Origin of the sequence: Enterobacter cloacae complex sp. ESBL7 (genome assembly GCF_041679625.1) — a bacterium.
In the GTDB taxonomy this organism is placed as follows: Bacteria; Pseudomonadota; Gammaproteobacteria; order Enterobacterales; family Enterobacteriaceae; genus Enterobacter; species Enterobacter asburiae_B.
On record NZ_JBGORN010000010.1, the window covers coordinates 20,175 to 40,093 of the forward strand.

General features: G+C 50.5%; 14 protein-coding genes and 1 pseudogene. 14 read left to right on the forward strand and 1 reads right to left on the reverse strand.

Annotated features, from left to right (window positions below):
• Positions 1 to 288: 288 nt before the first annotated feature.
• From icmH to ACERY3_RS21425, 9 genes and pseudogenes are all read left to right on the forward strand, one after another.
• On the forward strand, positions 289 to 1,170 hold the full coding sequence (gene icmH, locus ACERY3_RS21385) for a type IVB secretion system protein IcmH/DotU (RefSeq protein WP_373226451.1): 882 nt from the start codon (positions 289 to 291) through the stop codon (positions 1,168 to 1,170).
• 5 nt (positions 1,171 to 1,175) lie between these two features.
• Positions 1,176 to 4,652 (forward strand): type VI secretion system membrane subunit TssM, encoded by a 3,477-nt coding sequence (gene tssM / locus ACERY3_RS21390; protein ID WP_373226487.1) that lies wholly within the window; start codon positions 1,176 to 1,178, stop codon positions 4,650 to 4,652.
• Between the two features lie 69 nt (positions 4,653 to 4,721).
• A complete protein-coding gene (locus tag ACERY3_RS21395) occupies positions 4,722 to 6,743 on the forward strand; it encodes a type VI secretion system tip protein VgrG (protein WP_373226452.1) in 2,022 nt (673 codons plus the stop codon).
• Positions 6,743 to 7,243 carry a DUF4123 domain-containing protein gene (locus ACERY3_RS21400; RefSeq protein WP_373226453.1) on the forward strand — a complete coding sequence of 167 codons (501 nt, stop codon included), beginning with the start codon at positions 6,743 to 6,745 and terminating at the stop codon, positions 7,241 to 7,243. Before ACERY3_RS21395 ends, ACERY3_RS21400 begins: the two co-directional genes overlap by 1 nt.
• Positions 7,240 to 7,575: a hypothetical protein gene (locus ACERY3_RS21405; protein WP_373226454.1), complete on the forward strand. Its 336-nt coding sequence runs from the start codon at positions 7,240 to 7,242 to the stop codon at positions 7,573 to 7,575. The genes ACERY3_RS21400 and ACERY3_RS21405 overlap by 4 nt, the downstream gene beginning before the upstream one ends.
• A gap of 3 nt (positions 7,576 to 7,578) precedes the next feature.
• The gene (locus ACERY3_RS21410) at positions 7,579 to 8,190 is read left to right on the forward strand and encodes a Tox-REase-5 domain-containing protein (protein ID WP_373226455.1); all 612 of its coding nucleotides are present in this window, start codon (positions 7,579 to 7,581) and stop codon (positions 8,188 to 8,190) included.
• Positions 8,191 to 8,202: 12 nt separating this feature from the next.
• On the forward strand, positions 8,203 to 8,904 hold the full coding sequence (locus ACERY3_RS21415; protein ID WP_373226456.1) for a hypothetical protein: 702 nt from the start codon (positions 8,203 to 8,205) through the stop codon (positions 8,902 to 8,904).
• Between the two features lie 170 nt (positions 8,905 to 9,074).
• A pseudogene (locus tag ACERY3_RS21420) lies at positions 9,075 to 10,021 on the forward strand (IS30 family transposase).
• 41 nt (positions 10,022 to 10,062) lie between these two features.
• Positions 10,063 to 11,208 carry a PAAR domain-containing protein gene (locus tag ACERY3_RS21425; RefSeq protein ID WP_373226458.1) on the forward strand — a complete coding sequence of 382 codons (1,146 nt, stop codon included), beginning with the start codon at positions 10,063 to 10,065 and terminating at the stop codon, positions 11,206 to 11,208.
• A gap of 36 nt (positions 11,209 to 11,244) precedes the next feature.
• Here the strand turns inward: ACERY3_RS21425 and ACERY3_RS21430 are convergent, their stop codons facing one another.
• Positions 11,245 to 11,661 (reverse strand): hypothetical protein, encoded by a 417-nt coding sequence (locus ACERY3_RS21430; protein WP_373226459.1) that lies wholly within the window; start codon positions 11,659 to 11,661, stop codon positions 11,245 to 11,247.
• A 218-nt stretch (positions 11,662 to 11,879) separates the two neighbouring features.
• Here ACERY3_RS21430 and ACERY3_RS21435 point away from each other — a divergent pair, with 218 nt between their 5' ends.
• The 5 genes from ACERY3_RS21435 to ACERY3_RS21455 all read left to right on the forward strand — a co-directional run bounded on the left by ACERY3_RS21435 (position 11,880) and on the right by ACERY3_RS21455 (position 19,750).
• On the forward strand, positions 11,880 to 12,479 hold the full coding sequence (locus ACERY3_RS21435; RefSeq protein WP_373226461.1) for a DUF2913 family protein: 600 nt from the start codon (positions 11,880 to 11,882) through the stop codon (positions 12,477 to 12,479).
• 208 nt (positions 12,480 to 12,687) lie between these two features.
• Positions 12,688 to 14,244, forward strand: coding sequence for a type I restriction-modification system subunit M (locus tag ACERY3_RS21440; RefSeq protein ID WP_373226463.1), 1,557 nt, complete (start codon positions 12,688 to 12,690; stop codon positions 14,242 to 14,244).
• Complete coding sequence (locus tag ACERY3_RS21445) at positions 14,241 to 15,434, forward strand: restriction endonuclease subunit S (RefSeq protein ID WP_373226464.1); 1,194 nt, start codon at positions 14,241 to 14,243, stop codon at positions 15,432 to 15,434. Before ACERY3_RS21440 ends, ACERY3_RS21445 begins: the two co-directional genes overlap by 4 nt.
• Before the next feature lies 1 nt (position 15,435).
• Positions 15,436 to 16,635 carry an anticodon nuclease gene (locus ACERY3_RS21450; protein WP_373226465.1) on the forward strand — a complete coding sequence of 400 codons (1,200 nt, stop codon included), beginning with the start codon at positions 15,436 to 15,438 and terminating at the stop codon, positions 16,633 to 16,635.
• Positions 16,628 to 19,750: an HsdR family type I site-specific deoxyribonuclease gene (locus ACERY3_RS21455; RefSeq protein ID WP_373226489.1), complete on the forward strand. Its 3,123-nt coding sequence runs from the start codon at positions 16,628 to 16,630 to the stop codon at positions 19,748 to 19,750. Before ACERY3_RS21450 ends, ACERY3_RS21455 begins: the two co-directional genes overlap by 8 nt.
• The last annotated feature ends 169 nt before the right edge of the window (positions 19,751 to 19,919 follow it).

Here is a 19,919-nt window from a genome sequence, read left to right on the forward strand (position 1 = left end):
TGCGATGAAGGGGTCACCCGGAGTGACCGGAAGGCCAACAGCAAAGCACACTGGTATAACCCGTTTTCCCACGGAGGGTACGCCGGGTAGTGTCCTTTTCTGTTGCGGTGAATCCCACTCTGCGTAGGGGCGAAAACAGCATGGCATCCTGTCTGGTGGTTGAGTTTAAAAAAGTGCGCGAGCCACGGTGGCTGACCAATGGCTCACAGGGTGGCACCCTGCACCGCAACACTTCATTGCAGCCTGCAGAGACAGGCCATTTTCAGGGAAGTGACGTCAGGAGCCCCGATGGAAATCGATTTATCACATACCGCAGAACCCGATAGTTCGATTCTTAATACCGCCCCACCGCCCTCAGAGCCGGATTCCGAAGAAAACGGTCCGGGCAGCAAAGCCACTACCACGGCCCCGAAAGACAAATATGACGGTTTCTTCCGTTACTTCCCACATCCCGATGACCATGACCCGGATTATCGTTTTACGCTGCGCGGTCACAGTCTCAACCCCATCATCGACGCTGCCACGCCCCTGCTCGGCATGGTTATCCGCATTCGCACACTGACCGGTTATGAAGAGGTCGCTTCGCTGTACCGGCAGGTTTCCATTGAGATTCAGAACATTGACCAGGCGCTGAAGCAGCAGGGTTACGAGCGGGGAGTGCTGCTGTCGTTCCGTTACATGCTGTGTACATATATTGACGAAGCGGTGATGAGCCATGAGTGGGGGAGCCAGAGCGAGTGGGCGGAGAACTCCCTGCTGTCGCAGTTTCATGGCGAAACCTGGGGCGGTGAGAAGGTGTTCGCCATTCTCGATAAACTTCAGGCTGAGCCACAGCGTTACCGGGACATTCTGGAATTTATGCTGCAGTGCCTGATGCTGGGTTTTAAAGGACGGTATGCCGTCAGTCCGCAGGGCGAAAGCGAGCTTCGCACCATCACACAACATCTTCATCATCTGCTGTACCCGCAGCCCACGCCCCATCACCCGGTACGCTTTATTGACGGAGCGCAACCGCCGCCCGACACCGGGCCTCTGGCGCGACAAACGTCACTGTGGGTCATCCCGTGCGCGGGGCTGTTGCTGGTGGCCGCCGTGTACGGCATCTTTCACCACCTCCTTCATCAGCAGACGCTTGATGTACTGCACCAGTTAGGGACGTTGCTGAAGTGAGCCGTATGTTACCCATCCTGAAAAAAACAGTTCCCCTGGTATCCGGGGCATTCCGTCGTCTCAGACCGTCATGGTGGCTTGCCGCCACGGTGCTCTGGAGTCTGGTTCTGCTCGCCGCATGGTGGGCGGGACCGCATCTGGTGAGTCAGGGGACGCATCCCCTCGCGGGCCTCTGGCCCCGCACCGTCTTCACCCTGTTCTGGTTATGGCTGCTCTGCGTCGTGGCCCTCGGGCGCTTCTGGTCCCGGGTGCAGCGGCAGCGGAAACCGGCATCGCAGCAGAATGTCGTTGAAAGACAACAGCGTTTCCTGAACGCGTGGCTGGCCGCTCAGAGCCGACAATCTGCCTCCCGTGACAATAAACCGTGGTTTCTGATGCTGGGGCTTCCCCGCAGCGGTAAAAGTAGTCTGCTGCAGCGTGCCTGCCCGCCCAATAAACTGAATGTACGTCTGGACCGTGAGCTGGCGGCATTGCACAAAGACCAGAAGGTCGATTGCTGGCTGGGAGATGAGGCGGTGGTCGTCGATCCTGACGGCGATTTGGTGTTTCAGCCAGCGGTGACCGGGGAGGAAGGCGCTAACCCGGATGCCCGCCGGTGGCAGCAGCTGCTGAGCTGGCTGACGGCCCGCTGCCGCCGACAGCCGCTGAACGGACTGATCCTCACGCTGGATGTGGCGTGGCTGTCCACCGCCGGAGTCACCCGCCGACGGCACTGCGCGCAACTGCTGCGAGAGCGACTGCGGGACATCGCCTCGGCCATGCACACCCGCCTGCCGGTGTACGTGGTGCTCACCCATGTGGATAACCTGGAAGGTTTCAGCGCGTTCAGTCAGCAACTGGACCGGGAGGCCCGGCAGTCATTGCTGGGCCTCCGCTTCACGCCGGAAAACCAGCAGGCCGGAGGCTGCCCTGACGCATTATCCGCCTTTATGGACCTCTGGCTGAACGACCTGACCGCATTTCTGCGCGACACGCTGCAGGCGCATACCGGCCATGACTCAGCGGTCAGCGCCTTCCGGTTTATCCGTCAACTGGCGGGGCTGACACCGTTTATTCAGACAATGCTGGAAGACATCATGCCGGAGGACGGTGCCGCCTCGTTTCCGCTCCAGGGTGTGTGGCTGAGTTCCGTTTATCAGATGGGGGTGCCGTCTGATGCCTTTGCGGATGCGGTATCCCGGCGCTACTCACTCCCGGCTCCCCTTCACTCCGCCGCGCGGGGTGACTCCACCACCTTCTTTGTTCGCGACCTCTTCACCCGGATAATATTTCCCGGTGCCAGCCTGGCCGGGCAGAACCGGCAGTATCAGCGTGCGCGGCGTCGCCGCATGGTGCTGCTGTCAGGCGTCACGCTACTGGTGACAGTGCTGTCGGCCCTGTCCCTGCACCATTTCTACCAGGTGAATGCGTCGGCAGGTCATCGGGTACTGACCCGCGTACAGACATTCAGTGCCACCCGCGCACCGACCACCGCGCAGACGTCGATTGTCAGCCTGTTACCGCGCCTGAACCTTATTCGTGAAGCCACCCTCTCTTACGGTGATTACCGCAGCAAACAGAGCGCCTTCGCCGACATGGGGCTGTATCAGGGCAACCAGACTGGCCCGTTTGTAGAAAACGCCTGGCTGAAACAGTTGCAGTCTTATTTTCTGCCTGCCGTGATGGCGGAGCTGGTACAGGATTTGCAACAGGCCCCTCCCGCCAGCGAAGCGAAAATGTCGGTGCTGCGCGTGATGCGGATGATAGACGACGCGTCGGGACGCAGCATTCCGCTGGTGGAGCAGTATATGGCACAGCGCTGGCAAAAAGCGTTTCCTGAACAGGGGGCGGTTCAGGAGCAACTGATGCAGCACCTGGATTATGCCCTCCGGCATACCGACTGGCACCGGGCCCGTGAACAAAAAGATCCGACCGCGATGGCCGTCTGGACGCCGTTTGCACAGCCGGTGGCAGATGCGCAGCGGGAACTGAGCCGTCTGCCGCTGTATCAGCGGGTATATCAGGGACTGCTGTTGCGGGCCGCCTCAACGCTGCCGCCGGATCTGCAGGTGCAGGATGAAACCGGACAGAGCTTCGACAGCGTGTTTGCGCTGCGTGATGCGCAGTCGGGGACCGTGCCGCGTCTGTTTACCTGGTCCGGCTACCGGGATTTTTTCATTAACCAGAATAAAACGCTGTTCGACCTCACCGGGCTGGATGCATGGGTGCTGGGACAGCGCGAGCAGGTGCATCTGAGCGACGCCGATCGCCGTGAAATCCAGCGTCAGGTGAACGATCGCTATATCAGCGACTATACCGGGCACTGGCAGAAGCTGTTGTCCTCGCTGGATATTCAGCCCTTCGATACGCCGGAGCAGGCGTTGTCGATGCTGAACACCATTACCGGTGATGAACAGCCCTTCCGGCATGTGGTTTCCCTGCTGGCGGATAACACCGCCGTGCGTCCGCTGGACGGCAAGGGAGAGACACCGCAACGGGACACCAACCGGCGGATAGCCCGACCGTTCACTCAACTGGATGAGACGCTGAAAGGCCATGGTGATAGCGCGTCCCGGATTCAGGATCTGAACCAGAAGCTCACTGCGCTGGCACAGTGGCTGGAGCAGATCAACGGTGCCGGTGATCCGGGCGCTGCGGCATTTAAGGCCCTGCAGCTGCGCCAGAGTAACCCCTACAACGATCCAGCCTACACGCTGCAGCAGTATGCGCGCGGTCTGCCCGCACCGCTGGACCGCTGGGTCAGCCAGATTGCGACACAGGCCGCCGATGTGACGACCTCGCTTGCCATGTCATCCCTGAACCAGTCGTGGGACGAGCAGGTACTGACACCGTTTAATACCGCCCTGGCGGACCGCTACCCCTTTAATCCGGCTTCGGATCAGGATGCGTCCCTGTCGGAAGTGACGCGCTTCTTCGCACCGGGCGGCACGCTGGACAGTTTTTACCAGGCACAACTGAAACCGCTGCTGGACAGCGGCATCCTGAAGCAGGCGGCGGACAACGGCAATCTGCAGGCACTGATGCGCCAGATGGCACAGGCGCAGTTGATCCGGGATGCGCTGTTTAACGCCCGGGGACAGCCGGAAGTGAGTTTTGTGGTGGAGCCGGTTGAACTGACCGCCAACAAACGCCGCAGCGTGCTGAACCTCGACGGTCAGCTGGTGGAGTACAGCCACGGTATGCGGCAGAAAGTGCCGCTGCTCTGGCCGAATGCCGCACTGCGGGACGGTGCGGAAAGCCGTGCCACGCTGATACCGGACGACGCCGCCCGCTCACCGCGCAGCCTGGGCTTTACCGGACCCTGGGCGATGTTCCGTCTGCTGGAGGCGGGCAGCCGGACGCAGGCCCGTCTCGGGTCGTTTGATGTCAGCTTTAGCGTGGATGACGGCACCATGACCTGGCGGGTTTACAGCGACGCTGACCACAGCCCGTTTGCCACCGGGCTGTTCAGCCGGTTTCAGTTGCCGGAGACGCTTTATTAACACCGGCCCGCACTGAGCCAGCAAAGCCGTGGCGGGCGAATCACTCATCAGACAGAGCAGGAGCGTTATGTGACAAAGAGCAACGGATTACGCTTTACCGTTAACGTGGGGACGTTGCAGGAAAGCACCTTTGGCGTGGTGGATTTCACGCTGGAAGAACGGCTGAATGAACCCTTTGCGCTGAAGCTGAGTCTGGCAAGCCCGCAGACCGGGATTGATTTTGGAGAGGTGCTGGACCAGCCGTGTGAGCTGATGGTCTGGTACAACGGTGAACTGCAGCGCCGGGTCAGCGGTATCGTCAGCGACTTTGCCCAGGGCGATACCGGGTTTCGGCGTACCCGCTATGAGGCCATCGTGCGACCGGCGCTGTGGCGCACGGAACTTCGTACCAACTGCCGGATTTTCCAGGTTAAAAAGCCGCAGGATATTATCGAGGAAATCCTCAAAGAGGCGGGCATCCAGGATTATGCCTTCTCGCTGCGTCAGGAGCATGTCGCCCGCGAATACTGCGTGCAGTACCGGGAAAGCGATCTGGCTTTTATCACCCGACTGGCCGCAGAAGAGGGGATATTTTTCTTCCACGAATTTGAAGCAGATACGCACCGGTTGGTGTTCGCCGACCATACCGGGGCCGGGGCGCTGGAGAAAAAAGAGAAATCGTTGTTTTTTTCGCTGGAGAATAAGGGGCTTGAGCAGGGGGCCTATGTCCGCCAGTTCAGCTACCGCGAAGCCGTAAAGACCTCCTCCGTGGAGCTGCGGGACTACAGCTTTAAAAATCCGGCCTACAACCAGTCGAACAAGAAAATCAGCAATGACCTGTCCCATCAGCGCTCGTCCTACGAGCACTATGACTATCCGGGACGTTACAAGCAGGCCGAAAGCGGTAAAGCGTTCAGCGCGTACCGCCTGGATGCGCTGCGGGCTGAGGCAATCACAGGAAAGGGACTGTCAAACTGTGCGGACCTGCGCCCCGGGCTGGTGTTTACGCTCTCAGAGCATCTGAACGATACGTTTAATGTGCCCTGGCAGGTGGTGTATGTGAAGCATAAGGGCAAACAGCCTCAGGCGCTGGAAGAGGAAGGCGGGGACAAGCCAACCACCTTTACCAATACATTTGAGGTCATCAAAGACGGTACAGCCTGGCGTGCGCTGATACCAGAGCGCCCGATGGTGGACGGTCCGCAGATAGCGACGGTCACCGGACCGGCTACCGAAGAAATCTACTGTGATGAATACGGGCGCGTGAAGGTGAAGTTTCCGTGGGACCGCTATGGCAACAGCGATGACCTGAGCTCCTGCTGGGTGCGGGTGAGCCAGTCCTGGGCAGGCAGTCGTTACGGGATGGTGACGATTCCGCGCGTGGGACATGAGGTGGTGGTGAGTTTTCTGGAAGGCGACCCCGACCAGCCAATTATCACCGGGCGCACGTACCACGCCACGAATCTTGCCCCCTATCCCCTGCCGGTGAATAAAACCCGCATGGTGCTGCGTTCAGACACTGTGGAGGGGAAAGGCTTTAACGAACTCTCCTTTGAAGATAAGGCCGGGATGGAGCAAATCTACCTGCACGGGCAGCGGGATATGGACGTTGATATTCTGAATAACGTCAGTGAAATCACGGGGAACGATAAAACCGAACATATCAAAAACAACCTGTTTACCACCGTCGATAACGAATATCGCCTGCTGGGTAAACAGGATATCTCACTGAATGGCGGTGCGGATATTCATCTGCAGGCCAAAAACAGCCTCTATGCGCAGACGCAGCAGGACATGCGCCTGATGGCCGGGAAAAAGGCGGTGATCGAATGTGGCGAGTCGCTGACGATGATCGTAGGCGGTCACTGGATCACCATTGAGCCTACCGGCATCACCAGCAGCGACATGATTGGCCTGGGAAGCGGTGCGCCGGGACAGGTGGGCGACTGGAACGGAAAATTACCGGATGTGCCGGGGATCCCCGCTGAGCCACCACCGCCGACACCGGCCGCGCTGTTGCCGGTGACCGGTGAGCTGAAACCGCTGTGCCTGAGCTGCCTGATGAAAGCCGCCAGCAGCGGACAGACGCTGGTTATCAGGGGGCAGAGCTGATGCAACATCTCACCACAGAACAACTCGCCGATATTCCGGCAAAGCGGCTGTACGCACTGGTGTGCGGCCTGCAGTATGACCGCGCTTTCGGGCGTGAACTCAGCTATGACAAAGCAACCGCCTTACCGCTGTTCAGCACCTTCCCGGATACGCAGATCGCCTGGGCCGGGCCGTGGCTTATCAATATTACGCAGGCTCCTGAACGGGAAGATGAGCTGGTTCAGCTGGAGCAGCAGTCCCCCGCCGTATCGTGGATAGAAACCCGGACGGATTTTACCGTGATGGCCGGTCATCTGGCTTCCCTGCTCAACATCCGGCTGGATGACGGTCAGGTGGCGCTTTTTCGTTATTACGACCCCGGCGTGCTGCATTCGATGAACGCCATCCTCTCTGAAGAACAGCGTGCGCACTTTTTAACGGGAATTGAGCAGTGGCATTACCGGCATAACGGCGAACATTTTACGCTGACGCCGTTTGATAACGTGCAGGAGAAACGATGAAATTCAGTGTAAAGCAACTGCAGGCGGTGTCTGCCAGAGAAGATGATGAGTATCTCAACGGTATCGTCCGGGAGGCCGAAGCGGATACCCGTTTTGAGCTGAAAGACCAGGCCACGCTGAAGACGCGTTTAACCGAGGCCCTTCAGTATGCCCGGCAGATACACCTCGACGATCCGGACCTGCTGCACTCGTTTTTGTATATGGAGGCCTGCCAGCCGGGGCTGACGGCTTCACCGGCAATACGCAAAGCGCTGGAAGAAACCGACGACCCGAATCAGCGCTGGCGAGACATGATGAACGCCGCTATCAATTTAGCCAAAAGGAAATCATAGCGTATGCTTTTTGTGATACCGGCCCTGGTGGAAGGGGCAGAAGCGCTGGCCGCCGCACTTGGCATCACCATTGGCGCTGGCGTGGCAAGCCAGATGGTGAATAAGGGAGAGAAAGAGGAGACTGCCGGGAGAGTGACGGCTGCGGACTCCACCAAACCCTGCGAGAAATGCACGGCAATCCCCTGGGTTTCACCAATTCAGGCACCGTTTAGTGAGAAACAAGAAGTCAGTCTGAATTATCAGATGCGGATCTGCGGCACCTACAGCATGCACAACAGCGATGGGACAACCACCGTGGAAGAGTATGCATTCCGGCATCCGGGTCTGACAAATTCGACAAAGCAAGTGAAGTTTGATGGCTGGAAACCGGCTGAGTGCCTGTTTTTAGAAGCTAAGGGGCAATATGATCAGTTTTTTGATAAGGACGGTAAACCGAAAAAATGGTGGGCTAAAGTAGATGAACCGATTAATGAAGCCTTCAGGCAGCAAAATGCAATAGAGCTTTGTGAAAATGTACCTCAATGCCACTGGCATTTTATGCAGCCTATCAGCTACGCATATTATTCAAAAGCTCTCCAAAACTATCCCGCGTTAACCATCATGCTAACACCGTAGGAAACCATCAAGATGAATAACATTGAAATCACGATGTATACAAAAGAATCCGAAAACAGCATCGATACTATTCTCAATAGACTTCAGGCATTAACCACTATTATTTCCTTAACAAATGGTAATGTGGACTGGTATTTACCAGGTGATACGAAGGAAGATGCTATGAAGAAAAAAGTAATCAGCAATGGAATGCTGACTACTGAGGCTAAGCAACTTCTGACTGAGCATGTTAAAGAGGACTTTCCCGGAGTTATAGTGCGTATATGGAATGAGCGCGATGACTCAATCCTCATTCAAAACTATATACAGGGGAGTCTGGATTTATATGTTTACACTATTGACTATCAATATATTAGTGAACATGAGGCAATGAGTTTTGCGTCCAAGGTAATGATAAAACTGATCGATTCAATAAATCCCCACATCGTACAATTAGAAACCAACGACTACAGTTTGCATCAGTCTAAGGTATTTCCAGATCGACTTCCTGTCGGCTGGATGTTCTACATCGATAAAAGCTACGATGAAAAGACGCTGAATCTTCCCAAACAGATGCATTCTATCAAACGAGATGGTCAACCTGTCGGCACGTTGTTCGTGACCAAACGAGATTTCTTCGATGGTTCGAACAAAGCAGATATCACGTTATCCAACGATCTTGAGATCGCGCTGGTAGCACATGACATTCTGCCAACATACAAAAAAATATTCTGATAAGTAATGGACATAAACAGTTTGTCATTGATGCAGGCTGTTTATGTAACAAGTGAAACGCGAATTCAGATAATAAGTGCAACGCTCGGTCATGACTGTGGAGAGTGTAGGAGGAAGGGTTAACTACCGATAAGTTATCCCGTTCTTCCTACCACAGATGAGCGAGTAACATGAAGTACCGGCAGTTAACCGAAGGCACACGATACCAGATTGCTCTGCTGTTTGGTGAGAAGATTAGCCTTACTGAGATCAGTAAGCGTGTTGGCGTCAGTAAGTCCACGGTATCCCGTGAGGTCCGACGGAACAGCATGGCTGGCGATTATTCGGCAGCAGAGGCTCAACGATTAAGTGAAGCCCGGCGACGGTCGGCAGCCAAGCACTCTATCAGTCCGGACACCGTGTTTTACGTTGAGACAGGGCTGTGCTGGAAGTGGAGTCCGGAGCAGATCAGCGCTATCTGTAAGCGCATTGGCAGCCCCGTCAGCCACGAGTGGATTACCAGCATGTTCAGGCAGATAAAGCCAATGGCGGCGAACTGTACAAGCATCTGCGGCAGGGTAAGCGCCGTTACCGTAAGGGCTACGGGACAAAGCGAGGTCGCATACCGGATGCGGTATCTATCGAGCAGCGCCCTGCCGTGGTTGATGAGCGTAGCCGCCTGGGTGACTGGGAAGCTGACCTGGTACTGGGCGCTCAGGGAACGGGCGCTATCGTGACGCTGGCCGAACGTAAGAGCCGTATGTATCTGACTAAGAAGGTGTTCTCCAAAGAGGCAGGAGAAGTCAGCAGCGCCATTATCTCGATGCTGAGTAGCTATAAAGATGTCTGCCACACCATCACGTTCGATAACGGTGGCGAGTTCAGTGAGCATCGGGCAATAGCGGAGGCGCTGGAAGCGGAAACCTACTTCGCGCATCCGTATGCATCGCATGAACGAGGGCTGAATGAGAACACAAATGGCCTGTTACGACAGTTTATCCCGAAGGGAACCGACCTGCGGACAGTGTCAGATGAAGACTTACAGCACTACCAGGGGGCGCTGAACAGCAGGCCACGCAAGTGCCTCGGGTTCAGGCAACCATCAGTGGTGTTTGCAGAACTAAGAACGGCGGCTTAGCGTTGCACTTCGGAGTTGAATCCGCCAAAAAGGTAGCTTGAATGTCAACCGGTTATTTTTTGAGAAAGTACGACAGGACAACATGCGGCGGGGTGATTTATCCCAGCCAAGATAAGTTTAAGATCCTCGGTCTTCCTGTCGCGAGAGCAGGCGATTCCGTGACGTGCGGCAAGGATGGCAAAGTTTACCAGATCATGGGTTCCGTTCCTAAAATGTCTTACAAAGGCATCGGTCTGGCTGGTTCCATCCACAGCAAAAGCACCTGTCCCTGCACGGCGGAATTGCTTCCATCCTGTGAAAAGGCCAAATACAGTACCGAGCACATGGTTCTGAGCCCTTCTGCCATGCGTGCTTCAGTATTTGATTTAGGTACGCCACAGCATGCGCAAGCCGCACATAAACCCGTTAAGCATCCAGATGAAGAATTACCGTCTACATGCGCCTGTGATCGGGACATCACTATGGCTGAGTTCAAATTAATTGCGACTGGCGTTACAGATGAAAACACACTTCGTTCGTATCTTGATTCACTAAACTTATGGATGCCATGGCATGGGATCACTACTTGCCGAGCTAAAGCTCACTTTTTATCACAGGCAAGTGGCGAAACTGGTGAGTTTAAATACATGGCAGAGATCGGAGGGAAAACCAAAAAATACGCGCCGTATTATGGACGCGGAATATTAATGCTGACACACAAAGACAATTACATAAAATACTCACAATATGCAAATATTGATGCTGAGAACGATCCCAATGAATTAACATCAGCACCAAACTGTATTATTTCAGGGATTTGGGCCTATTCTTATCTGTTGAAACTAAATGATAAAGCAGAAAGAGATGATTTTATCTATGTAACAGCAAGAATAAATGGTGGCTTCAATGGCTATAACGCGCGTTTATCTTCTTTTAATAAAGTTGTTAAAATATTAAAAGCCGAGCATTTGAACAAACTTTGTACGAATGGTAAGTTCAAATTTGAAGAAAGTAAAATTTATGATAACCGTGTGTACTCTCAAGAGTGGGGGTTATGGCATGACCCACATTACCCCAAAGATAAAGGAACAGGAAAGAATAAGATTGATGCTTTGGCCGGATATCGCAGAGCATTAAATTTAACTCCTAATGATAAAAATCATGAAGTGATTAGAAAGTCATTAAATAATAAGATTAATGCATTATAATGTAAAGCGACGAGTTTAGCATTCGTCGCCTCATTATTAGTTCTCCAAAAAATCATCAACCAAACTGGATATATTATTCTTGTAATCCCTCATGCATATATACTTTTTATCTTTGGATGATGCTAATCCACTTTTCAATGATGATACTGTTAATGATTCATCACCATTTTTATTACTTGGATTACCAATTGTTATATAGTAATCCAATGCATTAAACTCCATGTAATTAAAATTATCAGGATCATTTTTAATGATATCCTCTCCCATATTTTCAATTGAATCTCTTGAATCAATTATTTGATTGTCAATTGAAACCCTGAATTTATCATTATGCTCAAACACCTTTATTTTTTCTCCCGTTGTAGCAGTGCAGGAAAAAAGGTTTCTATTTTTTTCGGTCATGGCATAATCTGAAAAGACAACAAGCATTAGACAAAAAAATAAATATTTCATTACACCCTCTTTTTTTCAAGTAAAATTATCAACAATTTAAAAAGTGAAATAAAAAATGACCAGTTGTAACAATTGACACAAGTTAATGTATTCATATTGTACTGTTCATAATAAACTAACGCTCTGCAGATAAAAAGTGATGCAGCGAAGAAAGCTCTGTGTGCAAGATGTATTACATGTTTATACTCAAGATACTGAGAATATTATTGGAGTTCAGTTTGACAGTAACCCTTCCAAAACGCCCGACCGAAGAACTTGCACACCTGGCATGGTGTATCTTGGTGGCCGTTGGTCTTGCCAGACAGGAAGGCAGAGCGTTTTCTTCCCTGCAGACGCACATGTTCATCATGCAATGGCTGCTGACGGCGCAGAAACGCAAGCTGTTTCCCCGAACGTTAGCATCGGACATCATCTGGCTGCAGGAGCAGGGTAAATGTTACGGGCCATCAGCACGGCTATACAGCAAGGTGGAGTATATCTGGCTTGCCAGCTCTGGCGAGCTTACACAGCAGAGCACGTTGTTTCGCTTTACGTATATGATCGACACGCTTCGGACGATGGGCTGGGTAGACTGGCTTGTGTCCGCCAAAGAATGGGAAGACAAAGCTAAATTAGCGGGTAACGTCTGTGCGATCTACACGCCAAAAGACGAACTGCACCAGGTGTTCACCGACAGGGGCGAACTCATCAAGCCGATGGAGCTACGACTTACCGGCGATATCAGCGGCATTCCTGCATTGCTGGCACAATGCAATCTGAACGCCGAACGGTTGCCCGATGACGATGGATATGCAGTTTTTCGGCTGTTATCTGAATAAAAATCAAAAGTTGATTGGTATAGTTCATTCTGAGCTGTAACCATAATAACGAACGTCACTGACCTGTAACATAACAGCAACAGAGCAAGATCTCAGAATTAAGGCCCAACGTACACCCGCTGTTTTATTCCTGGGCTGCCTGTGCCATGAAATTGAGATAGAATCGCCCTCAATAACTACAGTCTGGAACGAGATAACTGGATAAAAAATGACAAGTCTTCAACAGCGTGCAGAGCTTCACCGCCAGATCTGGGCCATTGCTAACGACGTCCGGGGCTCGGTTGATGGGTGGGATTTTAAGCAATACGTCCTTGGTGCGCTTTTCTATCGCTTCATCAGCGAGAACTTCTCCAGCTACATTGAAGCCGGCGATGACAGCGTCCACTATGCAGCACTTGATGACAGTATCATTACTGACGATATCAAAGACGATGCAATCAAAACCAAAGGTTACTTTATCTACCCGAGCCAGTTGTTCTGCAATGTCGCAGCAAAAGCGAACACGAACGACAGACTAAATGCCGATCTAAACAGCATCTTTGTGGCGATTGAAAGCTCTGCGTACGGTTATCCTTCTGAAGCTGATATCAAAGGCTTGTTTGCCGACTTTGATACTACCAGTAACCGGCTGGGTAACACGGTTAAAGATAAAAACAGCCGCCTTGCCGCCGTACTGAAAGGTGTTGAGGGATTAAAACTTGGGGACTTTGACGACCACCAGATTGACCTGTTCGGTGACGCATATGAGTTCCTGATTTCTAACTATGCAGCGAATGCAGGTAAGTCTGGCGGGGAGTTCTTCACTCCACAGCACGTCTCTAAGCTGATTGCACAGCTGGCAATGCACGGTCAGACCCACGTTAACAAAATCTACGACCCGGCGGCAGGCTCTGGCTCTTTGTTACTCCAGGCGAAAAAGCACTTTGATAACCACGTTATCGAAGAAGGTTTCTTTGGGCAGGAGATTAACCATACGACGTTCAACCTGGCACGTATGAACATGTTCCTGCACAATATCAACTACGACAAATTTGATATTAGGCTGGGCAATACCCTGACTGAACCACACTTTGGCGACGAGAAGCCGTTTGATGCAATTGTTTCTAACCCACCCTACTCGGTAAAGTGGATTGGCAGTGACGACCCTACTCTGATAAATGATGAGCGTTTTGCACCGGCAGGTGTGCTGGCTCCAAAATCAAAAGCTGACTTTGCGTTTGTGTTGCATGCGCTGAACTATTTGTCCGCCAAAGGGCGTGCGGCGATCGTCTGTTTTCCAGGAATTTTCTACCGTAGCGGTGCTGAACAAAAAATCCGTCAGTATCTGGTTGATAACAACTACGTTGAAACAGTGATTTCACTTGCGCCGAACCTGTTCTTTGGCACCACCATTGCCGTTAACATTCTGGTGCTCTCAAAGCACAAAACCGATACTAGCCTGCAGTTTATTGATGCCAGTGCGCTGTTTAAGAAAGAAACCAATAACAACATCCTTACCGATGCCCATATAGCTCAGATCATGCAGGTGTTCAGCAGCAAATCAGATGTTGACCATCTGGCGAAATCAGTATCCTTCGAAAAAGTGGCAGGGAATGATTACAATCTTTCTGTCAGCAGTTACGTGGAAGCCAAAGACACACGTGAAATTGTCAATATTGCAGAGCTGAACGCTGAGTTGAAAGCTACCGTCAGCAAAATCGATCAGCTACGTAAAGACATTGATTCTATTGTGGCGGAAATTGAAGGCTGTGAGGTGCAGGGATGAACGAGCTGAGCTATCTGGAAAAGTTGCTGGATGGGGCTAAGGTTAAATGGTTGCCATTGGGGGATGTGGCTCGCATCAAAAACGGCAAGGATCACAAGTCGCTTGGTGAAGGCGAAGTTCCTGTTTATGGTTCCGGTGGTATCATGCGGTATGCTGACAACTACGCTTATAATAAGCCTTCAGTCTTAATTCCGAGAAAGGGCTCTCTTGGTAATCTGTTCTTCGTCGATGTGCCGTTCTGGACTGTTGACACAATCTTTTATACGGAAATTGATGAAGCACAAATTCGCCCAAAATATCTTTATTACTTTTTGACAACGGTAGGGCTTGGCGAAATGAACCAAGCAGGTGGAGTACCAAGCCAGACACAATCTGTTTTGAACAAGCTGGAAATCCCAATTCCCTGCCCAAACAACCCTGAAAAGTCTCTTGCCATCCAGTCTGAAATAGTCCGGATTCTGGACAAATTCACCGCTTTGACAGACGAGTTGACAGACGAGTTTAGCATACGCAAAAAACAATACAACTATTATCGTAATAAATTGCTGAACTTTAAAGAAGGTGAGGTTGAGTGGAGGACTCTGGGGGATGTAACCAAAAAATGGTACTCAGGTGGAACTCCTACAGCAGGCAAAGCTGAGTATTACGAAAATGGTGATATTCCTTGGTTAAGAACTCAAGAGGTTAAGTTCTCAGATATCAACACTACAGAAATAAATATAACTCAGGAGGCGTTAAAAAATTCTGCGGCAAAATGGATTCCAGAAAACTGTGTAATTATTGCTATTTCTGGAGCAACCGCAGGACGGTCTGCCATAAATAAAATCCCTTTAACAACTAACCAGCACTGCGGTTGTTTAGAGATTGATGACACAAAAGCGTTATATCGTTATGTCTTTCATTGGGTAAGCTTCAATTATGAAAACATTAAATCGCTTGGACAAGGTGCCAGAGGCGATCTCAACTCGACCATTATAAAAAATTTCAAACTTCCTATACCTTATGCGACCGATCCTGATAAATCACTTGCAGAACAAGCTCGAATTGTTGAAATTCTGGATAAATTCGACACATTGACAAACTCAATAACCGAAGGTCTTCCCCGAGAAATTGAGTTGCGTCAGAAGCAGTACGAATATTACCGGGACATGCTATTTAGCTTCCCGAAGCCGGATGTGGCAGAGGCATGACATGAGCAAGACACTCCTGGAAATAGCCCAACAGCTGAGTACGCCTAAAAAAGTTAAGAAAACTGTCCCTGAAAAAACTAAGGAAGTTGAAGAGACCAGGCCCGTGCCAAAGGTACAGTTAATCTACGCTTTCAATGGCACGGGGAAGACGCGCCTTTCTCTGGATTTCAAGCAACTGCTTGCACCTAAAGTTAATAACGGAGATGGTGATAACGAAGCTGAACCGTCAGAGTTATCGCGCAAAAAAATCCTTTATTACAATGCATTCACTGAGGACTTGTTTTATTGGGATAACGATCTGCATGAGAACGCAGAGCCGAAGCTGAAGGTTCAGCCAAATTCCTATACAAACTGGTTGTTGACATTGCTCAAAGATTTGGGACAGGATGGCAATATCGTCCGTTATTTCCAGCGCTATGCAAACGACAAGCTAACGCCACACTTAAATCCAGATTTTACCGAGGTCACATTTTCCATGGAACGCGGCAATGATGAGCGTTCCACCCACATCAAGTTATCCAAAGGCGAAGAGAGCAACTTCATCTGGAGTATTTTTTACACCTTGCTGGATCAAGTGGTAACGATTCTCAATGTCGCCGATCCGGATGTACGCGAGAACCGCGAATTTGATCAACTGGAATATGTATTCATTGATGATCCGGTAAGCTCCCTTGATGATAACCATTTGATTGAACTGGCGGTTAATCTTGCGGGGCTGATCAAATCCAGCGAATCCGATTTGAAGTTCATTATCACTACGCATAGTCCAATATTTTATAATGTACTATTCAATGAGTTAAACGGAAAAGCTTGCTACATGTTGGAGAGTTTTGAGGATGGCACATTTGCCCTCACGGAAAAACATGGCGACTCAAACAAGAGTTTCTCCTACCATCTCCATCTAAAGCAAACCATCGAACAGGCAATCGCTGACAACAACGTTGAAAGGTATCACTTCACGTTACTGCGCAATCTTTATGAGAAAACAGCCAGCTTTCTGGGCTACCCTAAATGGTCTGAACTCTTGCCTGACGACAAGCAGCTTTATCTGGGCAGAATCATCAATTTCACAAGCCACAGCACGCTCTCGAATGAAGCCGTTGCAGAGCCAACGCCAGCGGAGAAAGCGACTGTCAAACTGTTGCTCGATCACTTGAAGAATAACTGTGGCTTCTGGCAGCAGGAACAAAAAAATGGTTGATTACACTAAGCCAATTGCTGAATCCAATAATTTCATCATTTTGGACAAATACAACTCAGACTGGAATCTTACCGAGAGCTACCAGAGTGAGGGTGATCTGGAGCGTGAGCTGATTCAGGATTTAGTAAACCAGGGTTATGAATACCTGCCAGCTCTGAACAATACTAAGGCTATGCTGGCTAATGTCAGGGAACAGCTGCAAACACTTAACAATGTGGAGTTCCTGGAGGCTGAATGGCGTCGTTTTGTGGAAAACTGGATGGACAAGCCCAGTGACGGTGCTGTCGAGAGGGCCCGTAAGATTCATGACGACTATGTGCATGATTTCGTCTTTGACGATGGGCGTATTCAGAACATCTATCTGCTGGATCGAAAAAACATTCTTCGCAATAAAGTGCAGGTGATCAAACAGTTCGAGCAAACCGGCACCCACGTTAACCGCTACGATGTCACCATCCTGGTCAATGGTCTACCGTTGATTCAAATCGAACTCAAAAAACGCGGTGTATCTATACGTGAAGCCTTTAACCAGATACATCGTTACAGCAAGGAAAGTTTTAACAGCGACAATTCACTGTTTAAATACCTCCAACTGTTTGTTATTTCCAACGGCACCGATACCCGTTATTTTGCCAATACCACTAAACGGGATAAAAACAGTTTTGATTTCACCATGAACTGGGCGAAGTCCGATAACACTCTCATTAAAGACCTGAAGGATTTTACCGCCACCTTTTTCCAGAAACACACCCTTCTCAATGTGCTGTTCAACTACAGTGTGTTTGACAGCAGTCAGACGCTTCTGGTAATGCGTCCCTATCAGATTGCCGCCACTGAGAGAATTTTGTGGAAAATCAACAGTTCTTATACTGCGAAGAACTGGTCAAAACCGGAAAGTGGTGGCTTTATCTGGCATACCACAGGTTCGGGGAAGACGCTGACATCGTTTAAGGCCGCACGCCTGGCGACCGAACTGGAGTTCATTGATAAGGTGTTCTTTGTAGTTGACCGTAAAGATCTCGATTACCAGACCATGAAGGAATACCAGCGCTTCTCACCAGACAGCGTCAATGGCTCTGATAATACTGCTGGACTCAGACGAAATCTTGATAAAGACGACAACAAAATCATTGTCACCACTATTCAGAAACTCAATAACCTGATGAAAACAGACGCCAATTTGCCGGTTTACCAGCAGCAGGTGGTGTTTATTTTTGATGAATGTCACCGAAGCCAGTTCGGCGAAGCCCAGAAGAACCTGAAGAAGAAATTCAGACGCTTTTATCAGTTTGGGTTCACCGGCACCCCTATTTTCCCGGAGAATGCACTCGGAGCAGAAACCACTGCCAGTGTGTTCGGACGTGAGTTACATTCCTACGTGATTACCGATGCCATTCGCGATGAGAAGGTACTGAAGTTCAAGGTGGACTACAACGATGTCCGCCCGCAATTTAAATCTCTTGAAACTGAAACTGATGAGAAAAAACTCAGTGCAGCCGAAAACCAGCAGGCTTTTCTTCATCCCCTGCGTATTCAGGAAATCACGCAATACATCCTGAACAACTTCCGTCAGAAAACACACCGTACCTTCCCAGGCGCAAGGGGCTTTAACGCCATGCTCGCAGTAAGCAGCGTGGAGGCGGCAAAAGCGTATTACGCGACGTTTAAAGAGCTACAGGAAGAGACGGCTAATAAATCAGCCAGCTATAAACCGTTGCGGGTGGCAACTATTTTCTCTTTTGCCGCTAATGAAGAACAAAGTGCTATAGGTGATATCACCGATGAAAGCTTTGATACCAGCGCAATGAACAGCAGTGCTAAAGAATTTCTGGATGCGGCCATTGATGACTATAACCGTCATTTCAAAACCAACTTCAGCACCGACAGTAACGGTTTTCAGAACTACTATCGTGATTTAGCACAGCGGGTCAAAAATCAGGATATCGACCTGTTGATTGTGGTGGGCATGTTCCTGACCGGTTTTGATGCACCGACGCTGAACACCCTGTTCGTCGATAAAAACCTGCGTTATCACGGTCTGATGCAGGCGTTCTCCCGCACCAATCGTATCTATGACGCGACCAAAACCTTCGGCAATATCGTCACCTTCCGGGATCTGGAGCATTCAACCATTGATGCCATTACGCTTTTTGGTGACAAGAACACCAAAAATGTCGTGCTGGAAAAAAGCTACGAAGAATACATGGAAGGCTTCACCGATGCTGCCACTGGTGAAGCTAAACGTGGCTTCATGGCTGTTGTTTCAGAGCTGGAACAGCGCTTCCCTGACCCGGCCAGTATCGACAGCGAAAAAGAGAAAAAAGCGTTCGTTAAACTGTTTGGTGAGTATCTGCGTGCAGAAAACATCCTGCAAAACTATGATGAATTTGCCACGCTTAAGGCACTGCAGAAAATCGATATCAGCGACCCCGTCGCGATTGAAGCTTTTAAGGCAGAGCACTATGTGGATGATGACAGGTTTGCTGCACTACAGACCATTCGTCTCCCCGCCGAACGTAAGATTCAGGACTATCGCTCCGCTTATAATGATCTCCGGGACTGGCAGCGACGCGAGAAAGCGGCCAGTGACAAGGATAAATCCACCACCGACTGGGGTGATGTGGTGTTTGAGATCGACCTGCTTAAGTCTCAGGAGATTAACCTGGACTACATTCTTGGCCTGATTTTTGAACATAACAGACAAAACAGAGGCAAAGAAGCGCTGACGGACGAGGTCAGACGCTTAATCCGCTCCAGCCTGGGCAACCGGGCCAAAGAAGGCCTGATTGTTGACTTTATTCAGCAGACTAACCTGGATGATTTACCGGACAAGGCCAGCATCATTGATGCATTCTTTATCTTTGCGCAGCGTGAGCAGCAGCGTGAAGTGGATGCGCTGATAAAAGAAGAAAACCTCAATGAAGAAGCCGCAAGGCGCTATATCCGCACATCATTAAAACGGGAATACGCCACCGAAAATGGTACTCAGTTAAACGAGACCTTACCAAAACTCAGCCCCTTAAGTCCGCAATATAAAAAGAAAAAGCAGACCGTATTCCAGAAGATTGGCGCTTTTATCGAGAAGTTTAAAGGGGTGGGTGGTTTTGTTGAATAACACTGCCCCGATCACAGAGAGCGACAGGTGTTCGCAACCTGCGAACCTTGCCGATGCGGTTTACAGCTCTGATAAAGTGAGTACACTACTGCTATTACCTGTATTTTATTTTCTATAACCCTGACCGTCTGTCTGAGAGCCTATGTCGCAACTTGATTTCGGTAGCCCT

Excerpts from the sequence above, each read along its gene's own strand:
- icmH (WP_373226451.1), top strand. The coding sequence starts at position 289 with ATGGAAATCGATTTATCACATACCGCAGAACCCGATAGTTCGATTCTT.
- tssM (WP_373226487.1), top strand. The coding sequence starts at position 1,176 with ATGTTACCCATCCTGAAAAAAACAGTTCCCCTGGTATCCGGGGCATTC.
- ACERY3_RS21400 (WP_373226453.1), top strand. The coding sequence starts at position 6,743 with ATGCAACATCTCACCACAGAACAACTCGCCGATATTCCGGCAAAGCGG.
- ACERY3_RS21405 (WP_373226454.1), top strand. The coding sequence starts at position 7,240 with ATGAAATTCAGTGTAAAGCAACTGCAGGCGGTGTCTGCCAGAGAAGAT.
- ACERY3_RS21410 (WP_373226455.1), top strand. The coding sequence starts at position 7,579 with ATGCTTTTTGTGATACCGGCCCTGGTGGAAGGGGCAGAAGCGCTGGCC.
- ACERY3_RS21415 (WP_373226456.1), top strand. The coding sequence starts at position 8,203 with ATGAATAACATTGAAATCACGATGTATACAAAAGAATCCGAAAACAGC.
- ACERY3_RS21425 (WP_373226458.1), top strand. The coding sequence starts at position 10,063 with ATGTCAACCGGTTATTTTTTGAGAAAGTACGACAGGACAACATGCGGC.
- ACERY3_RS21430 (WP_373226459.1), bottom strand. The coding sequence starts at position 11,661 with ATGAAATATTTATTTTTTTGTCTAATGCTTGTTGTCTTTTCAGATTAT.
- ACERY3_RS21440 (WP_373226463.1), top strand. The coding sequence starts at position 12,688 with ATGACAAGTCTTCAACAGCGTGCAGAGCTTCACCGCCAGATCTGGGCC.
- ACERY3_RS21445 (WP_373226464.1), top strand. The coding sequence starts at position 14,241 with ATGAACGAGCTGAGCTATCTGGAAAAGTTGCTGGATGGGGCTAAGGTT.
- ACERY3_RS21450 (WP_373226465.1), top strand. The coding sequence starts at position 15,436 with ATGAGCAAGACACTCCTGGAAATAGCCCAACAGCTGAGTACGCCTAAA.
- ACERY3_RS21455 (WP_373226489.1), top strand. The coding sequence starts at position 16,628 with ATGGTTGATTACACTAAGCCAATTGCTGAATCCAATAATTTCATCATT.